The organism is Pseudomonas sp. NY15435 (genome assembly GCF_048068295.1).
In the GTDB taxonomy this organism is placed as follows: domain Bacteria; phylum Pseudomonadota; class Gammaproteobacteria; order Pseudomonadales; family Pseudomonadaceae; genus Pseudomonas.
The window spans coordinates 37177-53391 of the sequence record NZ_JBLUQA010000018.1; the positions used below are offsets into that span (position 1 = coordinate 37177).

Annotated in this window: 12 protein-coding genes; 7 read left to right on the forward strand and 5 right to left on the reverse strand. The window is 67.3% G+C overall.

Annotated features, from left to right (window positions below; translation table 11 throughout):
- Positions 1-2 precede the first annotated feature (2 nt).
- From ACNFH5_RS28515 to ACNFH5_RS28525, 3 genes are all read left to right on the forward strand, one after another.
- A complete protein-coding gene (locus ACNFH5_RS28515; RefSeq protein WP_416751960.1) occupies positions 3-1028 on the forward strand; it encodes a putative 2-aminoethylphosphonate ABC transporter substrate-binding protein in 1026 nt (341 codons plus the stop codon).
- A 205-nt stretch (positions 1029-1233) separates the two neighbouring features.
- Positions 1234-2364, forward strand: coding sequence for a TIGR03364 family FAD-dependent oxidoreductase (locus tag ACNFH5_RS28520; protein WP_416751961.1), 1131 nt, complete (start codon positions 1234-1236; stop codon positions 2362-2364).
- Between the two features lie 184 nt (positions 2365-2548).
- Positions 2549-3571 carry a transporter gene (locus tag ACNFH5_RS28525; protein ID WP_416751963.1) on the forward strand — a complete coding sequence of 341 codons (1023 nt, stop codon included), beginning with the start codon at positions 2549-2551 and terminating at the stop codon, positions 3569-3571.
- A 176-nt stretch (positions 3572-3747) separates the two neighbouring features.
- Here the strand turns inward: ACNFH5_RS28525 and ACNFH5_RS28530 are convergent, their stop codons facing one another.
- From ACNFH5_RS28530 to phhA, 3 genes are all read right to left on the reverse strand, one after another.
- A complete protein-coding gene (locus ACNFH5_RS28530) occupies positions 3748-4944 on the reverse strand; it encodes an amino acid aminotransferase (RefSeq protein ID WP_416751965.1) in 1197 nt (398 codons plus the stop codon).
- Positions 4941-5297, reverse strand: coding sequence for a 4a-hydroxytetrahydrobiopterin dehydratase (locus ACNFH5_RS28535; RefSeq protein WP_017517211.1), 357 nt, complete (start codon positions 5295-5297; stop codon positions 4941-4943). The genes ACNFH5_RS28530 and ACNFH5_RS28535 overlap by 4 nt, the downstream gene beginning before the upstream one ends.
- A 105-nt stretch (positions 5298-5402) precedes the next feature.
- A complete protein-coding gene (gene phhA / locus ACNFH5_RS28540; protein ID WP_416751967.1) occupies positions 5403-6191 on the reverse strand; it encodes a phenylalanine 4-monooxygenase in 789 nt (262 codons plus the stop codon).
- 260 nt (positions 6192-6451) lie between these two features.
- On the opposite strand from phhA, the gene ACNFH5_RS28545 reads away from it, so the two are divergent.
- Positions 6452-8014: a sigma-54-dependent transcriptional regulator gene (locus ACNFH5_RS28545; protein ID WP_416751969.1), complete on the forward strand. Its 1563-nt coding sequence runs from the start codon at positions 6452-6454 to the stop codon at positions 8012-8014.
- Positions 8015-8326: 312 nt separating this feature from the next.
- Here ACNFH5_RS28545 and ACNFH5_RS28550 read toward each other — a convergent pair whose 3' ends face one another.
- A complete protein-coding gene (locus tag ACNFH5_RS28550) occupies positions 8327-8695 on the reverse strand; it encodes a hypothetical protein (protein ID WP_416751971.1) in 369 nt (122 codons plus the stop codon).
- A 112-nt stretch (positions 8696-8807) separates the two neighbouring features.
- On the opposite strand from ACNFH5_RS28550, the gene ACNFH5_RS28555 reads away from it, so the two are divergent.
- Positions 8808-13124 carry a DEAD/DEAH box helicase gene (locus ACNFH5_RS28555; protein ID WP_416751973.1) on the forward strand — a complete coding sequence of 1439 codons (4317 nt, stop codon included), beginning with the start codon at positions 8808-8810 and terminating at the stop codon, positions 13122-13124.
- Positions 13125-13181: 57 nt separating this feature from the next.
- On the forward strand, positions 13182-14702 hold the full coding sequence (locus ACNFH5_RS28560) for a glycosyltransferase family 39 protein (RefSeq protein ID WP_416751975.1): 1521 nt from the start codon (positions 13182-13184) through the stop codon (positions 14700-14702).
- A 12-nt stretch (positions 14703-14714) separates the two neighbouring features.
- Here the strand turns inward: ACNFH5_RS28560 and ACNFH5_RS28565 are convergent, their stop codons facing one another.
- Positions 14715-15032, reverse strand: coding sequence for an Mpo1-like protein (locus ACNFH5_RS28565; RefSeq protein WP_416751977.1), 318 nt, complete (start codon positions 15030-15032; stop codon positions 14715-14717).
- Positions 15033-15179: 147 nt separating this feature from the next.
- On the opposite strand from ACNFH5_RS28565, the gene ACNFH5_RS28570 reads away from it, so the two are divergent.
- A complete protein-coding gene (locus ACNFH5_RS28570; RefSeq protein ID WP_416751979.1) occupies positions 15180-16181 on the forward strand; it encodes an AraC family transcriptional regulator in 1002 nt (333 codons plus the stop codon).
- The last annotated feature ends 34 nt before the right edge of the window (positions 16182-16215 follow it).

Genomic DNA, 16215 nt, shown 5'->3' on the forward strand with positions numbered 1-16215 from the left:
ACATGTTCAAACGTCTTGCCCTCGCCGCCGCCGTGGTGGCCGGTTTCGCCGCCCAGGCCCATGCCGCCGATACCGAGCTGACCGTCTACACCGCCCTGGAACCGGAACAGCTGACCGCCTACAAGCAGGCCTTCGAGGCCGAGAACCCGGACATCAAGATCAAGTGGGTGCGTGATTCCACCGGCATCGTCACCGCCAAGCTGCTGGCCGAGAAGGATCGCCCGCAGGCCGACGCCGTCTGGGGCCTGGCCGCTTCCAGCCTGGCCATCCTCGATCAGCAGGGCATGCTCGAGAAGTACGCGCCCAAGCACCTGGACGCCATCGGCAAGAACTACCGCGACCCGGCCAACCCGCCGGCGTGGGTCGGCATGGACGTCTGGGCCGCGACCATCTGCTTCAACACGGTCGAGGCGCAGAAGCTGGGCCTGGAGAAGCCGGTGAGCTGGCAGGACCTGACCAAGCCTGAGTACAAGGGCAAGATCGTCATGCCGAACCCGGCGTCCTCGGGCACCGGCTTCCTCGACGTCTCCGCCTGGCTGCAGACCTTCGGCGAGAAGCAGGGCTGGGCCTACATGGACGCGCTGCACGAGAACATCGGCCAGTACGTCCACTCCGGCTCCAAGCCGTGCAAGCTGGCCGCCGCCGGCGAATTCCCGATCGGCATCTCCTTCGAGTACCCGGCCGTGCAGCTCAAGCGCCAGGGCGCACCGCTGGACATCGTCCTGCCGAAGGAAGGCCTGGGCTGGGAAATCGAAGCCACCGGCATCGTCAAAGGCACCCAGCATGAAGCCGCCGCGAAGAAACTCGCCGACTTCTCCGCCAGCCCGAAAGCCATGGAGCTGTACAAGGAAAACTTCGCCGTGCTGGCCCAGCCGGGCATCGCCAAGCCGCAGACCGAACTGCCAGCCGACTATGAGCAGCGCCTGATCAAGAACGACTTCGCCTGGGCCTCGAAGAACCGCGACGAGATCCTCGCCGAGTGGCGCAAGCGCTATGACGGCAAGTCGGAGAAAGTGGCGCAGAAGTAAGGTTCGGTGCTGGCGGCTCCCTCTCCCCAACCCTCTCCCTGAAGGGAGAGGGGGCTGTTCGGTGTGCTGGTTCGGTTTCAGCGTCTGCCTGTGCCTTTGATGGTTTCAGGATGAACTCAGGGTTTCTCTTCGCAGAGGAGAGCTCCCTCTCCCTTCAGGGAGAGGGCGGGGGAGAGGGGCTCTTCGCCACGCAGGAAATATCCCCATGACCCACACCCACTGCGACGTCGCCATCGTCGGCGCCGGCATCCTCGGCCTTTCCCACGCGTACGCCGCCGCCCGCCGCGGCCTCTCCGTACGCGTCTTCGAGCGCACGGCTACGCCCCTGGGCGCCTCGGTGCGCAACTTTGGCCAGGCGCTGGTCACCGGCCAGCCGCCGGGCGTGATGTCGGACCTGGCGCGCGCCAGTCGGCCGATCTGGGCGCAGTGGGCAGAGAGCGCCGGTTTCTCCCTGCGGCGCAATGGTTCGTTGCTGTTCGCCCGCAGCGAAGCCGAGGAGCACCTGCTGGAGGCCTTCTGCGCCGGCCGTGCCAGGGAGCTGGATTACCGCGTGGGCCTGCTGCGCGGCAGCGAACTGAACGACCTCTACCAGGGCCACTTCCGCCACCACCGCGCCGCGCTGCTGGGCTTCGACGACCAGCAGCTGTATTCCCGCGAGGCGCTGCCGAGCCTGATCGATTACCTGCGCCGCGAGCATGGCGTGCAGTTCCATTTCTCCACCCTGGTGCGTGACGTCGACACCGGCGTGCTGCGCACCACCGCAGGCAGCTTCACCGCCGGGCAGGTGATCGTCTGCTCCGGGCATGACTACCAGACGCTGCTGGCCGAGGTCATCGCACCGCTGCTGCCGCAGGTATGTCGCCTGCAGATGCTCCGTGTCCGCCCGCAGGTCGATTTCGGCCTCGCCCACTCGATCCTCACCGGCCTGAGCTGCGTGCATTACGGCGCCTTCTCCGACCTGCCCGAAGCCGAGGCGGTGCGCGAGCAGATTCGCCGCGAGACACCGGAGCTGGAGGAGCAGGGCATTCACCTGCTGGTCAGCCCGACGCCCCATGGCGAGCTGATCATCGGCGACTCCCACCACTACGGCAGCGACGCGGCGCCGTTCAATGCCGAGGCCGTGGACAAACTCATGCTGCAGCTGGCCGAGGACACCCTGGGCATGCGCGTGGACGTGGTCGAGCGTTGGCAGGGCGTCTACGGCGCGCGCGGGCCGGGGCCGTTCTCGGTGCTGCAGGCCGCCGACGGCATCACCGCCGTGCTGATGCATACCGGCGTGGGCATGAGCATCGGCCCGGCGCTGGGCGAGCGCACTGTCGCGGCGCTGTTTGGCTGAGGCCTGTCACATGGCTGTCATCCGTCGTTCATGGGCCTCTGATAACACCAGAGGGCGGGCGTGATCTGCTCTTCGTAGGAGCGAGCTTGCTCGCGAACAGTCCGTGCCGTGCGGGTTCGCGAGCAAGCTCGCTCCTACAGGGCCGGTTTCAAGCCCGCATTACGGCCTCAAGAACCGCAGCCCCATGAACCACAGCATCGTCCAGAGCCATCAGGATTCCGATCTGTTCGGCCTGCTTTATGGCTTCAGCTTTCGCCCCGACCAGCCGGGGCTCGAGATCGATTCGCCCACCGCCCTGCAACGCCTGCGGGAGCCGCGTGCGGCGGATGAGTTCCTCTGGCTGCACCTGAACCTGGCGCACGCGGCCTGCGAGCGCTGGATGAAGTCGCACCTGGAGCTGCCCGACTATTTCTTCGAGACCCTGCGCGAAGGCTCGCGCTCCACCCGCATCGAGCATGTGGATGGCGCGCTGCTGGCGGTGGTCAACGACGTGGTGTTCGACTTCAGCAGCCGCATGTCGTCCGACGTTGCCACCCTCTGGGTCTGTGCTCGTGGCCGCCTGCTGGTCACTGCTCGCGCGCAGCCGCTGCGTTCGGTGGATACGCTGCGCTCCTCGGTGAAGCACGGCGAGCGCTTCAACTCGCCGCTGGAGTTGCTGGTCCACCTGCTGCGCGACCAGGGCGAAATCCTCACCCGCATTGTCCGCGAGACGAGCATCAGCGTGGATCGCATCGAGGACCAGCTACTGTCCTCGCGCCTCTCCGCCAGCCGCGCCGACCTGGGCGCCATGCGCCGCGTGCTGGTGCGCCTGCAACGCCTGCTGGCACTGGAACCGGGCTCGCTGATGCGGCTGCTCAATCGCCCGCCGGTGTGGCTGACGGACGACGACGTGCGCGTGCTGCGCGAGGCCACCGAGGAGTTTTCCCTGGTGATCAACGACCTCACGGCGCTGGGCGAGCGCATCAAGCTGCTGCAGGAAGAAATCGCCGCGAAGATCAACGAGCAGAGCAACCGCACGTTGTTCACCCTCACCGTGGTCACGGTGCTGGCGCTGCCGATCAATATCATTGCCGGCTTCTTCGGCATGAACGTCGGCGGCATTCCCTTCTCCAGCGACCCGGAGGGTTTCTGGATTCTGGTGGTGCTGGTGGCCAGCTTCACCGGCCTGGCCGGGCGCTGGGCGTTCCGCAAGCGCGATGATTATTGAACGACCTCGGCAGGGGAACGCCCTGTAGGAGCGAGCTTGCTCGCGAACGGGATCAGCCGGCTACCCTGGTGCCGGGGTTGTTCGCGAGCAAGCTCGCTCCTACAGACTGAGTGTTGGCGCGGTTCGCGGGCAAAAAAAGACCGGCTCTATGGCCGGTCGAGGGGGAAGAAAGGGTGTCAGCGGCAGACGCGGGCGATGGCTGCCGCCAGGTGATCAAGGCGCTCGCCGTCGAGCCCGGCGATGTTGGCGCGGCCGCTGCTGACCAGGTAGATGCTGTGCTCCTCGCGCAGGATGCGCACCTGCTCAGCCTGCAGGCCCGTGTAGGAGAACATCCCGCGCTGGATGGCAATGTGCGCGAAGCGATCCGCCAGCCCGTGGGGGCGCAGGGCTTCCACCAGGCCGATACGCAGCTCGGCAATGCGTCCGCGCATGCCGTCCAGTTCATCCAGCCACAGGTTCTTCAGTTCCGGGTCGCCGAGGATGGTGGCGACCACTTCCGCGCCATGGGCCGGCGGGGTGGACCACAGGCTGCGGGCGAACAGCGCCAGCTGGCTGCGGATGTCGGTGAGCTTGTCGGCGTTCTCGGCGCAGACGATCAGTGCGCCGACGCGGTCGCGGTAGAGGCCGAAGTTCTTCGAGCAGGAGCTGGTGATCAGCACTTCCGGCAGGCTCTGGGCGAACAGGCGCACGGAGTAGGCGTCCTCCTCCAGCCCGTCGCCCAGGCCCTGGTAGGCGAAATCCAGCAGCGGCAGCAGTTCGCGGCGGCGGACGATCTCCAGCACGCGCTGCCACTGCGCGTGATCGAGGTCGAAGCCGGTGGGGTTGTGGCAGCAGGCATGCAGCAGCACCACGTCGCCCTGGGGGATCTTCTCCAGCATGGCGAACATGGCGTCCGCGTCGAGGCGATTGTCCGCGCCGACGTAGGGGTAGTGCTTGATCGGCACGCCGGCGGCGGCGAACAGCGTTTCGTGGATCGGCCAGGTCGGGTCGCTCAGCCAGATGTTCTTGCCCGGCAGGCAGTGGGCGATGAACTCAGCCGCCAGGCGCAGGGCGCCGGTGCCGCCGGGCGTCTGCGTGGCATCGGCGCGGGAGTCAGCCAGCAGCGGCGAGGTGACGCCCAGTACCAGCTCGCACAGGCGCGCGGCGAACAGCGCGTCACCGTGGCTACCGACGTAGCTCTTGGTGGTCTCGGTATCGACCAGGCGCTGTTCGGCGAGCTTCACCGCGCGGGGGATCGGCGTGAGGCCCTGGGCGTCCTTGTAGACGCCCACGCCAAGGTCGAGCCGCGCGGGGTTGGGGTCCGCCCGATAGGCTTCGAGCAGGCCCAGGATCGGGTCGCCCGGTACGCGGGTGACCTTGGCGAAATGGTTCATTTGCGTCCCTCTGCTTTCGCGGCCAGCTCGTCGGTGCGCGCGGCCATGATGAAGTCGTTGCGGTGCAGGCCCTTCAGTTCGTGGCTCCACCAGGTGACGGTGACCTTGCCCCACTGGGTCAGCAGGTCGGGGTGGTGGCCTTCCTCCTCGGCGATGGCGCCCACCGCATTGGTGAAGGCCAGGGCGTGGCGGAAGTTCTTGAACAGGAAGACCCGTTCCAGCTCCATGTGGTTGTCACGGACCTCGATGTTCCAGTCCGGGATCTGCTTGATCAGCACCGCCAGTTCTTCGTCGGACACCTTCGGGGCGTCGGCGCGGCAGGCTTCGCAATGGGCTTGGGTGAGTGCGGTCATGAAAGGTTCTCCTTGTCGTGGGGTGGCATAGGAGTGCGCTCGCGACCCATCTTAGGCTCGCGAGCACGTCTCATCCTAGGCACAGATGGGATCGATTGCAGCGGATCAGGCGGCCTGTTTCGGCGGAAACTTCGGCGCGTGCAGGCCCAGGCGCATGGCTTCGCGCACCAGCGCCATGATGTCCTCATGGGCCAGGTCGAACAGGCGCTTGAGCTCGGGCAGCACGAAATACAGGGGCTGCAGGATGTCGATGCGGTACGGCGTGCGCATGCATTCCAGCGGGTTGAAGGCCTGGTGCTCGGGCTCGCTGGAGAGGCTGTAGACCGTCTCCCTGGGCGACGAGAGGATGCCGCCGCCGTAGATGCGCAGGCCCTGCGGGGTATCCAGCAGGCCGAATTCGATGGTCATCCAGTAGAGGCGGGCGAGGAATACGCGCTCTTCCTTCGTGGCGGCCAGGCCAAGCTTGCCGTAGGTGTGGGTGAACTCGGCGAACCAGGGGTTGGTGAGCAGCGGGCAGTGGCCGAATATCTCGTGGAAGATGTCCGGCTCCTGCAGGTAGTCCAGCTCTTCCGGGGTGCGGATGAAGGTGGCGACGGGGAATTGCTGGCTGGCCAGCAGTTCGAAGAAGGTCTGGAACGGGATCAGCGCCGGCACCCGCGCCACACGCCAGCCGGTGGCCGCCTGGAGCACCTGGTTGACCTCGCTCAGTTGCGGGATGCGCTCATGGGGCAGGCCGAGCTGCTCGATGCCGTCCAGATACTCCTGACAAGCGCGGCCCTCGATCACTTTCAGCTGACGGGTGATCAGGGTGTTCCAGACCTGATGTTCGGTTTCCGGGTAGTGGATGAAACCGTCTTCGTCAGGTTGGCGGGCCACGTACTGCGTTGTCTTCATGAAGCCTCCGGCGTCGAGCTGCCTGTTCTTGTGATGACTCACAAATAGCGCGATGCGTGCCGGCGGACAGCCCCCTTGGCGCTGCGCGGGCAGGCTCGTGATGCGTCAATCCGTAAAGAAAATATTACGATTGGCAGCGCAGGCATTCGGTCATGGCTTGAAGGTGCGACTGGGTGTCACATATTCTTGACGGTAATTTCCGGCCAACTGGCGAAAATCCGTGCCGGAGCGCCCACCACAACGACAACCACGGGCCCACCATGCGCATCAAAGTGCACTGCCAGAACCGCGTCGGCATCCTGCGCGACATCCTCAACCTGCTGGTCGACTACGGCATCAACGTCAACCGTGGCGAAGTCGGCGGCGAGCAGGGCAACGCCATCTACCTGCTCTGCCCGAACCTCATCAACCTGCAGTTCCAGTCGCTCAAGCCCAAGCTCGAAGCGGTGCCCGGCGTGTTCGGCGTCAAGCGCGTCGGCCTGATGCCCAGTGAGCGCCGACATCTGGAGCTCAATGCGCTGCTGGCGGCGCTGGAGTTCCCGGTGCTGTCCATCGACATGGCCGGGCAGATAGTCGCCGGCAACCGCGCCGCCGCTCAGTTGCTGGGGGTGCGCGTCGACGAAGTGCCGGGCATCCCGCTGTCGCGCTACGTGGAGGACCTCGACCTGCCCGAACTGGTGCGCGCCAACAAGGCACGCATCAACGGCCTGCGGGTGAAGGTGAAGGGCGATGTGTTCCTCGCCGATATCGCGCCACTGCAGACTGAACACGACGAAAGCGAAGCATTGGCCGGCGCCGTGCTCACCCTGCACCGCGCCGACCGTGTCGGCGAGCGCATCTATAACGTGCGGCGCCTGGAGCTGCGCGGCTTTGACAGCATCTTCCAGAGTTCGCGGGTGATGGCCGCCGTGGTCCGTGAAGCGCGCCGCATGGCGCCGCTGGACGCGCCGTTGCTGATCGAAGGCGGGACGGGCACCGGCAAGGAGCTGCTGGCCCGCGCCTGCCACCTCGCCAGCCCGCGCGGGCAGTCGCCGTTCATGGCGCTGAACTGCGCCGGCCTGCCCGAGTCCATGGCCGAGACCGAGCTGTTCGGCTACGGCCCCGGCGCTTTCGAAGGCGCGCGCCCCGAGGGCAAGCTCGGCCTGCTGGAGCTGACCGCCGGCGGCACGTTGTTCCTCGACGGCGTCGGCGAGATGAGCCCGCGCCTGCAGGCCAAGTTGCTGCGCTTCCTGCAGGATGGCTGCTTCCGCCGCGTGGGCAGCGACGAGGAGGTGTACCTGGATGTGCGGGTGATCTGCGCGACCCAGGTGGACCTGTCCGAGCTGTGCACCAAGGGGGAGTTCCGCCAGGACCTCTACCACCGGCTCAATGTGCTGTCGCTGCACATCCCGCCGCTGCGCGAGTGCCTGGACGGCCTGGAGCCGCTGGTGGAGCACTTCCTCGACCAGGCCAGCCGGCAGATCGGCTGCTCGCTGCCCAAGCTCTCGCCCCAGGCTCTGGACCGCCTCGGCCGCTACCACTGGCCGGGCAACGTGCGGCAGTTGGAGAACGCGCTGTTCCAGGCGGTCTCGCTGTGCGAAGGCGGCACCATCCGCCCCGAGCACATCCGTCTGCCGGACTACGGCGCACCGCATCCGCTGGGGGACTTCTCCCTGGAAGGCGGGTTGGACGCCATCGTCGGCCGGTTCGAGAGGGCGGTGCTGGAGCGGCTCTATCGGGAACATCCGAGCAGCCGGCAACTGGGCAAGCGGCTGGGGGTGTCCCACACCACCATCGCCAACAAGCTGCGGATGCATGGGTTGGGGCAGAACGAAGAGACCTGAGGCGTTGGTCAGCGCTTCGTAGGAGCGAGCTTGCTCGCGAACCACCTGGCACCAGTGCGCCCCTTCAGAAGCAGGCTTTGTCCGCGATCCGGCTTTCCCCCTCATGGACGTCACGGCGAAGCAGGTTCGTAGGATGGCGTGGAGCGCAGCGATACCCATCGATAGCCACGCGCCGACGGTACGGGCATCGCCAGTATCAGGCCAGTGAGGGAGTCCGAGCGCGGTTCGCGAGCCAGCTCGCTCCTACAAGAGCCGATACGGCGGAGCGCACCGTCATGCCCTCCATTCGTCGGCAGGGCCGCCGGCTGCCAATCACCAGGTCTTCGGCCGGTACCCCTTCACGCAGGCCCGCACCTCGTCGTCGATCACGTTGCCGGGCTTGATGCAGTCGGACAGCCTGCGCGGGCTGTCGCTGTAAGGCGTGGCGGCGGGTGTCGTCTGCAGGCCGTCAGGCGTCATGCCCAGGCGGGTCTGCAACAGCACCCAGCGTTCGTGCAGCCAGAGCTGGCTGGCGGGGTTGCGCCACAGGGCGGCGCCCGCGGCGAGGATCAGCAGGGGAATGAGGAACCACAACAGGGGTTTCACCAGCATCCGCCAGTTGCGCTTCGGGTCTTCAGGTGGCTTCTGCCGGTTCTGTTGCCTGACCTGCTCCCAGTAGTAGTCGCGATCACGGTCGCTCATCGAGTGTCATTCCGCTGGGTGGATGAATGAAGAGTAACGGCTGCTGCGGCCTGCGGCGAGGCGCGATCAGTGGTCCTTGTGACGAGCTTCGCGCACCACCATATTGGTCTGCATGACTGCTCCTCGAACCTCCTCCCACGCCAAGCGAGCCGATGTGCTGTCCGCCTTCCATCCGTCGGTGGCCGGCTGGTTCCGCGAGCACTTTTCAGCGCCGACCCAGGCGCAGATCGAGGCCTGGCCGGCGATCCAGGCCGGCGAATCGACGCTGGTGGCGGCGCCCACCGGCTCAGGCAAGACGCTCACGGCGTTCCTCTCCGCCATCGACGCGCTGGTTCGCGAGGGGCTGGCGAACGGCGGTGCGCTGCCGGACCGCACCACGGTGGTCTATGTCTCGCCGCTCAAGGCGCTCTCCAACGATATCCGCATCAACCTCGAAGAACCCCTGGCCGGTATCCGCGCGGCCCTGGTGGAGCAGGGCCTGCCGGAAGTGGGCATTCGCACCGCGGTGCGCACCGGCGACACCACCTCCAGCGAGCGCGAGGCCATGCGCAAGCAGGTGCCGCACATCCTGGTCACCACGCCGGAATCGCTCTACGTGCTGCTCGGCTCGGACTCCGGGCGCGCCATGCTGGCCGGCGCGCGCAGCGTGATAGTCGATGAAATCCATGCGCTGGCCGCGAGCAAGCGCGGCAGCCACCTGGCGCTGTCGCTGGAACGGTTGCAGGCGCTGTGCGAAGCGCCGCTGGTGCGCATTGGCCTGTCCGCCACGCAGAAGCCCATCGCAGCAGTGGCGGGTTTCCTGGTCGGTCGCCACCAGGCCTGCCGCATCGTCGATATTGGCTACAGCCGTGAGCGTGACCTGAATCTGGAAGTGCCGGCGGCGCCGCTGGAGGCGGTGATGTCCCATGATGTCTGGGACAAGGTCTACGACCGTCTCGCCGAGCTGGCCGGTGAACACCGCACCACCCTGGTCTTCGTCAACACCCGGCGGCTCTCCGAGCGCATCACCCGGCACCTGGCCGAGCGCATCGGCGCCGGCTGGGTCGCAGCGCACCACGGCAGTCTGTCCAAGGAACTGCGCCTGGGCGCCGAACGGCGACTCAAGGCCGGGCAACTGAAGGTGCTGGTGGCCACCGCCTCGCTGGAGCTGGGCATCGACATCGGCGATGTGGAACTGGTCTGCCAGATCGGCTCGCCGCGTTCCATTGCCGCCTTCCTGCAGCGCGTCGGCCGCTCCGGCCACAGTGTCGGCGGCACGCCCAAGGGGCGGCTGTTTCCGACCTCGCGGGACGACCTGATCGAGTGCGTGGCACTGCTCGACAGCGTGCGGCAGAACGAGCTGGATGCGCTGAGCATCCCCCATGCGCCGCTGGACGTGCTGGCCCAGCAGATCGTCGCCGAAGTGGCCTGCCAGGAATGGCGCGAGGAGGCGCTGTTCGAGCTGTTCACTGCAGCGCAGCCTTACGCCGACCTCGGTCGCGAGCACTTCGACGCCATGCTGCGCACCCTCGCCGAGGGCTACACCAGCCGTAATGGCCAGCGTGGCGCCTACCTGCACCGCGACGCAGTGCACCAGCGCCTGCGGGGCCGGCGCGGAGCCAAGCTGACCGCGGTGACCTCCGGCGGCACCATCCCCGATACCGGCGACTACGCCGTGCTGCTGGAGCCGCAAGGCCTGAGCGTCGGCACGGTGAATGAGGACTTCGCGGTGGAAAGCCTGGCCGGCGACGTGTTCCAGCTGGGCAATATTTCCTACCGCATCCTGCGCGTCGAGCCGGGCCGCGTGCGCGTCGAGGACGCCCAGGGTCAGCCGCCGAACATTCCCTTCTGGCTCGGCGAGGCACCGGGGCGTACCGATGAACTCTCTACCAGCGTCGCGCGCCTGCGCGGGCAGTTGGACGAACTGCTGGCCCAGGGCGAGAACGACCCGGAGCCGTTGGCGCGCGCCATCGACTGGCTGCGGGGCCTGCTCGGCCTGAACGACGCGGCGGCGCGGCAACTGGTGGAGTACCTGGCCCGGGCACGACACGCCCTGGGCGCGCTGCCGACACAGAAGACGTTGATTCTCGAACGCTTCTTCGACGAATCCGGCGGTATGCAACTGGTCATCCATTCGCCTTACGGCAGCCGGGTCAACCGCGCCTGGGGCCTGGCGTTGCGCAAACGTTTCTGCCGCACATTCAACTTCGAGCTGCAGGCCGCCGCCACCGAGGACGCGATCATCCTCTCGCTGTCCACCAGCCACAGCTTCCCGCTGGACGAAGTATGGCGCTACCTGCATTCCAACAGCGCCGAACACGTGCTGATCCAGGCGTTGCTCGACGCCCCGCTGTTCGGCGTGCGCTGGCGCTGGAACGCCACCACCGCGTTGGCCCTGCCGCGCTACAGTGGCGGGCGGAAAGTCGCCCCGCAGTTGCAGCGCATGCGCAGCGAAGACCTGCTCGCGTCGGTATTCCCCGACCAGGTGGCGTGCCTGGAGAACATCGTCGGCGAGCGCGAGATTCCCGATCACCCGCTGGTGGCGCAGACCCTCGACGACTGCCTGCACGAGGCCATGGACAGCGAAGGCTGGCTCGACCTGCTGCGGCGCATGGAGCGCGGCGAAATCACCCTGCTGGCGCGCGACCTGCCGGCGCCGTCGCCACTGGCGGCGGAGGTGCTGTCCGCCAGCCCTTATGCCTTCCTTGACGACGCGCCGCTGGAAGAGCGCCGCACCCAGGCGGTGCAGAGTCGTCGCTGGACCGATCCGGAAAGTGCCGACGACCTCGGCGCGCTGGATGCCGATGCCATCGACGCGGTACGCACTGAGGCATGGCCTGAAGCCCGCGACGCCGACGAGATGCATGAGGCGCTGACCGGCCTGGGCGGTATCCGCGATAGCGAAGCACAGGCCAACGAGGGTTGGCCTTTCCTGCTCAAGTCGCTGGCCAAGGCGGGGAGGGCGACGCACCTGGAACTGCCCGTGGGGGCAGTCTGGGTGGCGGCGGAGCGGCTCAGCCAATGGCTTGCGCTGCACCCGCAGGTCGCGATGAAGCCGCTGCTCGATCTGCCCCCGGCATTGCGTGAGAGTTGCGCGGTGGACGAAGCGCAGGTCGAACTGGTGCGGGCGCGCCTGACCGGATTCGGCCCGCGGCTGTTGTCTGAGCTGGCGCAGGACCTGGGTATTTCCGCGGGCGATGCCAGCTTCGCCCTGGCCAGCCTGGAGCGTGAAGGCTACGTGCTGCGCGGGCGCTTCACGCCTGGCGCGGCCGAGGAAGAATGGTGCGAGCGCCACCTGCTGGCGCGCATCCATCGTTACACGGTCAAGCGTCTGCGCCGGGAGATCGAACCGGTGGCGCGGGCGGATTTCATGCGCTTCCTGTTCGACTGGCAGCGCGTCTCTGCTGGAACGCGGGCACGCGGGGCGGAGTCGCTGGCCGGCGTGCTCAGCCAGCTGGAGGGCTTCCAGGCCGCCGCCAGCGCCTGGGAAAGCGACATCCTGCCCAGCCGTGTGGCCGATTACGGGATCAACTGGCTGGACGACCTGTGCCGCGCCGGTCGTATCGTCTGGGCGCGCCTGCCGGGCCGAACGGCGGTGAAAGGCCGGGGAGGGCCGCTGAAGAGCACGCCCATCGTGCTGCTGCCGCGCGCGCAGATGGCACAGTGGAGCGTACTGAGCACGGGGCAGGCGGATGCCGAGCTGTCCGCCAAGGCCAGCAAGGTACTGGACGTGCTCAAGGAGCAGGGTGCGTCCTTCTTCGAGGAGCTGGCCAGCGACAGTCACCTGTTGCGTACTGAGCTGGAAACCGTACTGGGCGAGTTGGTAGCGGCGGGACGGGTGAATGCCGACAGTTTCGCCGGCCTGCGCGCGCTGTTGATGCCGGCGGCAAAGCGTCATCCGCAACGCCGCTCGCGCACGCCGCTGTTCGGCATGGCCGATGCCGGGCGTTGGGCCCTGCTGCGTCGTACGACGCTGGAACCGGGGGCACGGCTGCCGGCTGAGGCCCTCGAACACGTTGCCATGACCCTGCTGCGCCGCTACGGCGTGGTCTGCTGGCGCCTGCTGGACCGTGAAGCCGACTGGTTGCCGCCGTGGCGCGATCTGCTGCGGGTCTACCATCGCCTGGAGGCGCGCGGGGAAATTCGCGGCGGGCGTTTCGTCGCAGGCCTGACCGGCGAGCAGTTCGCCTTGCCCGAAGCGGTCGGCCTGCTGCGCGAAGTTCGCCGCCGCGAGGCGAGTGGCGAGTGGGTGGTGGTTTCGGCGGTCGATCCGTTGAACCTGGCCGGCACCCTGCTGCCGGGGCGCAAGGTGCCGGCGGTGAGCGGCAACCGCGTGCTCTATCGCGATGGCGTGCCGGTGGGCGCGCTGATCGCCGGCGAGGTTGAGTTGCTGGCTGACCTGGCCCCCGAGAACCAGGCCCGTGCGCGGGAGTTGCTGATCCGTCGATAGTCCGGGCGCGGCTGGCATACACTCAGCGGCACGGAAGTTTCTCCCTGCGAGGCTGTGATGTCTTCCTGCGAGCCACCGAGCCTGCCAGCCCTGTTGCGCCAGTGGTGGTTCCTGCCGCTGCTGGCGCTTGCGCTGTGCCTGCGCCTGCATGAACTGACCGGCTCGGCCATCTGGGGCGACGAAAGCTCCAGCCTGTTCCTCGCCCGCTACGCCCCACTGCAACTCTGGCAGCACGCCGCCCATGACGTGCACCCGCCGCTGTACTTCTACCTGCTGCATCTGTGGACCGCCGTATTCGGCGAGGGCGTCCTGTCGTTGCGCCTGCTCAGCGCGCTGTTCGGCACGCTGGCGGTGTTTCTCGGTGGCTGGCTGGTCTGGCGCATCGCCACCCGCCGCGCTGCGCTGCTCGCGGTCCTGCTGCTGGCATTGCTGCCCACGGCGGTGCGCTATAGCCAGGAAGTGCGCATGTATTCATTGCTCGGCTGCTGCCTGCTGGCAGCGACCCTGGCATTGCTCTACTGGTTGGACACGGGCCTTCGGCGCTATCTGGCGATCTATGCGCTGCTGATGACGGCGGCTTTCTACACCCACTACTTCAGCCTGTTCGGATTGCTGGTGCATTGGGCATGGCTGGCGTCGCTGCCTGAAAGCCCGCTGCGGCGGCGCGACTGGTGGTTGGCCAATCTGGCGATCGCCGTGTTGTTCCTGCCCTGGTTGCCAGGCCTGCTGGACCTGGTTCGGCACATGGCGGTGCTGGTCGCGGGCGGCGATGTGGGCTGGGAGCCGCCGGTGGATGCGCGCTCTGTCCCGTCAATGCTCTGGCAATGGCTGGCGCAGTCCGACGGCAAGGAGTTGGCCTGGCCGCTGCTGGTGGGGGTGCCGCTGTTGGTGATGGCGGCGACCCTGCTGGTGCTGCGGCGCGACCGGAGCCGCCTGCGTGTGGGCGTGCTACTGGCGCTGTATGTCGGCTTGCCGTTGCTGGTGCTGTATGGCGTGTCCTTCGTTTCGCCAGTGTTCGTCGAGCGCTACCTGACGGCTTTCGCCCTGGGCCTGCCGCTGCTGTTCGCAGTGGCCCTGGACCGCCTGCTGCAGGCGCGGCGCGCACTGGGAGTGGCGATGCTGGCGACGCTGCTCGGATTGCAGGGACTGGGGTTGGCGCGTGCTTACCAGACCGACCCAGGCGAGCAGTTCGACGGCATGGTCGCCTACGTCAACAGCCATTACCGCGCCGGCGACCGGGTGGTGGTCGACGATATCCTCTGGTACCTGGCGTTCCGTTACTACAACCGCACCGGCTGCGAGCCACTGCTGTACACCGCGCCGGCGCCGGATGGCTCGTCCGGGCGGCCGGGGCACTATGGCTTCGGTTCGCTGATCGATGATCGCCAGCACAGCTTCGTCGATCGCCTGGCCGATCTTCCGCGGGACGATGGCCGTGTCTGGCTGGTGATGAGCCGCTACAACGACGAGGAAATTCCGGACGTGCCCGCCAGTTGGCGGCGCGTCGCCCAGCATGCCGGCGGGGAAGTGCAGGCGTTGCTGTTCGAGCGCGCGTCGCTGCGTAACGCCGCGCGCTAGCGGGTCAATGGCTCAGAAACGGATGCGCCCGGTGAAGGCGTCCTTGAGCATCACCCAGTCGCCCATCAGCGACCACAGCGGGTACTTGAAGGTGGCCGGGCGGTTCTTCTCGAACACGAAGTGACCGACCCAGGCGAAGCCGTAGCCTGCCAGCGGCATGGCCAGCAGCCACAGCCAGTGCCCGCTGACAACGGCATAGGCGAGGATCGACAGCACCAGCAGGCTGCCCACATAGTGCAGGCGGCGGCACACGGCGTTGCTGTGTTCCTGCAGGTAGTACGGGTAGAACTCGGCGAAGCTCTGGAATCGATCGGCGGTCTGGGTGCTCATGGCGCACCTCCTGTTGTTGTGATGGCGCCAGTGTAGGCCGCCTCCTTCATACTTGCGGATGACATAGGGTGCCAGTTTAGTATCCCCGTGCGCCGCCCGCGCCTGAACGAGACGGCGCGCAAGCCCACCATAACCAGAAGAAAACGTATGCCTGAGCGTACAACCCTGTCCAGTTGGGTGAGGGGAATCGTCCAGTCCCTGGAGCTGGAAGGCCTCGATTGCCGCGCGCTGTTCGCCGAACTGGGGCTTGATTTCGGGGCGCTCGACGACCCCGACGCGCGCTTCCCTCAGGACGACATGAGCCGCCTGTGGAACCGTGCCGTGGAACTGTCCGGCAACCCGGCCATCGGCCTGAACATTGCCCGCGTGCATACGCCCGCGTTCCCCGTGGTCGGCTATGCGCTGATGTCCAGCCGCAACCTGGGCGAGGGCTTCGAGCGCCTGGAGCGCTATCAGCGGATCATCGCCGAAGGCGCCGACCTGACCTTCCGTCGCCTGCCCGAAGGTTGCCTGTACCGCATCGTGGTCCATGGCGACCGCCTGCCGGTGCCGCGGCAGAGCGCCGAGTGCTCGTTGGCCAGCCTGACCGCCATGCTGCGCTGGATCACCGGGCGCGCCATCAAGCCGCTGGAAGTCCGGCTGGCGGGCGAGGCGCCGCAGAACGTCGAGCCTTACCGGGAGCTGTTCCAGGCGCCGCTGAGCTTTGGCCATGCCGACTGCGCCATGCTGTTCTCCCACGAAGACATGGCTGCCCCGCTGCCGACAGCGAACGAAGAGCTGGCGCGCCTGCACGACCGCTTCGCCGGGGAGTACCTGGCACGCTTCGTCAGCAGCCGCTTCAGCCACCAGACGCGCCAGGTGCTGTGCCGCCTGTTGCCCCAGGGCGAGCCCAAGCGCGAGAGCGTGGCCCAGGCGCTGCACCTGTCCGAGCGCACCCTGCAGCGTCGCCTGCAGGAAGAGGGCACCAGCTACCAGCAGTTGCTTGACGACACCCGCCGCGAGCTGGCCCAGCAGTACCTCGCCACGCCGCGCATGACGCTGCTGGAGATCGCCTACCTGCTGGGATTTTCCGAGCCGAGCAACTTCTTCCGCGCTTTCCGCCGCTGGTTCGGCAAGACGCCGGGGGAGTACCGGGAAGGGCTTTCTTAGCGGCGGCTTGATCCGCGATTTTCGGGCCCCGGAG

Excerpts from the sequence above, each read along its gene's own strand:
- ACNFH5_RS28515 (WP_416751960.1), top strand. The coding sequence starts at position 3 with ATGTTCAAACGTCTTGCCCTCGCCGCCGCCGTGGTGGCCGGTTTCGCC.
- ACNFH5_RS28520 (WP_416751961.1), top strand. The coding sequence starts at position 1,234 with ATGACCCACACCCACTGCGACGTCGCCATCGTCGGCGCCGGCATCCTC.
- ACNFH5_RS28525 (WP_416751963.1), top strand. The coding sequence starts at position 2,549 with ATGAACCACAGCATCGTCCAGAGCCATCAGGATTCCGATCTGTTCGGC.
- ACNFH5_RS28530 (WP_416751965.1), bottom strand. The coding sequence starts at position 4,944 with ATGAACCATTTCGCCAAGGTCACCCGCGTACCGGGCGACCCGATCCTG.
- ACNFH5_RS28535 (WP_017517211.1), bottom strand. The coding sequence starts at position 5,297 with ATGACCGCACTCACCCAAGCCCATTGCGAAGCCTGCCGCGCCGACGCC.
- phhA (WP_416751967.1), bottom strand. The coding sequence starts at position 6,191 with ATGAAGACAACGCAGTACGTGGCCCGCCAACCTGACGAAGACGGTTTC.
- ACNFH5_RS28545 (WP_416751969.1), top strand. The coding sequence starts at position 6,452 with ATGCGCATCAAAGTGCACTGCCAGAACCGCGTCGGCATCCTGCGCGAC.
- ACNFH5_RS28550 (WP_416751971.1), bottom strand. The coding sequence starts at position 8,695 with ATGAGCGACCGTGATCGCGACTACTACTGGGAGCAGGTCAGGCAACAG.
- ACNFH5_RS28555 (WP_416751973.1), top strand. The coding sequence starts at position 8,808 with ATGACTGCTCCTCGAACCTCCTCCCACGCCAAGCGAGCCGATGTGCTG.
- ACNFH5_RS28560 (WP_416751975.1), top strand. The coding sequence starts at position 13,182 with ATGTCTTCCTGCGAGCCACCGAGCCTGCCAGCCCTGTTGCGCCAGTGG.
- ACNFH5_RS28565 (WP_416751977.1), bottom strand. The coding sequence starts at position 15,032 with ATGAGCACCCAGACCGCCGATCGATTCCAGAGCTTCGCCGAGTTCTAC.
- ACNFH5_RS28570 (WP_416751979.1), top strand. The coding sequence starts at position 15,180 with ATGCCTGAGCGTACAACCCTGTCCAGTTGGGTGAGGGGAATCGTCCAG.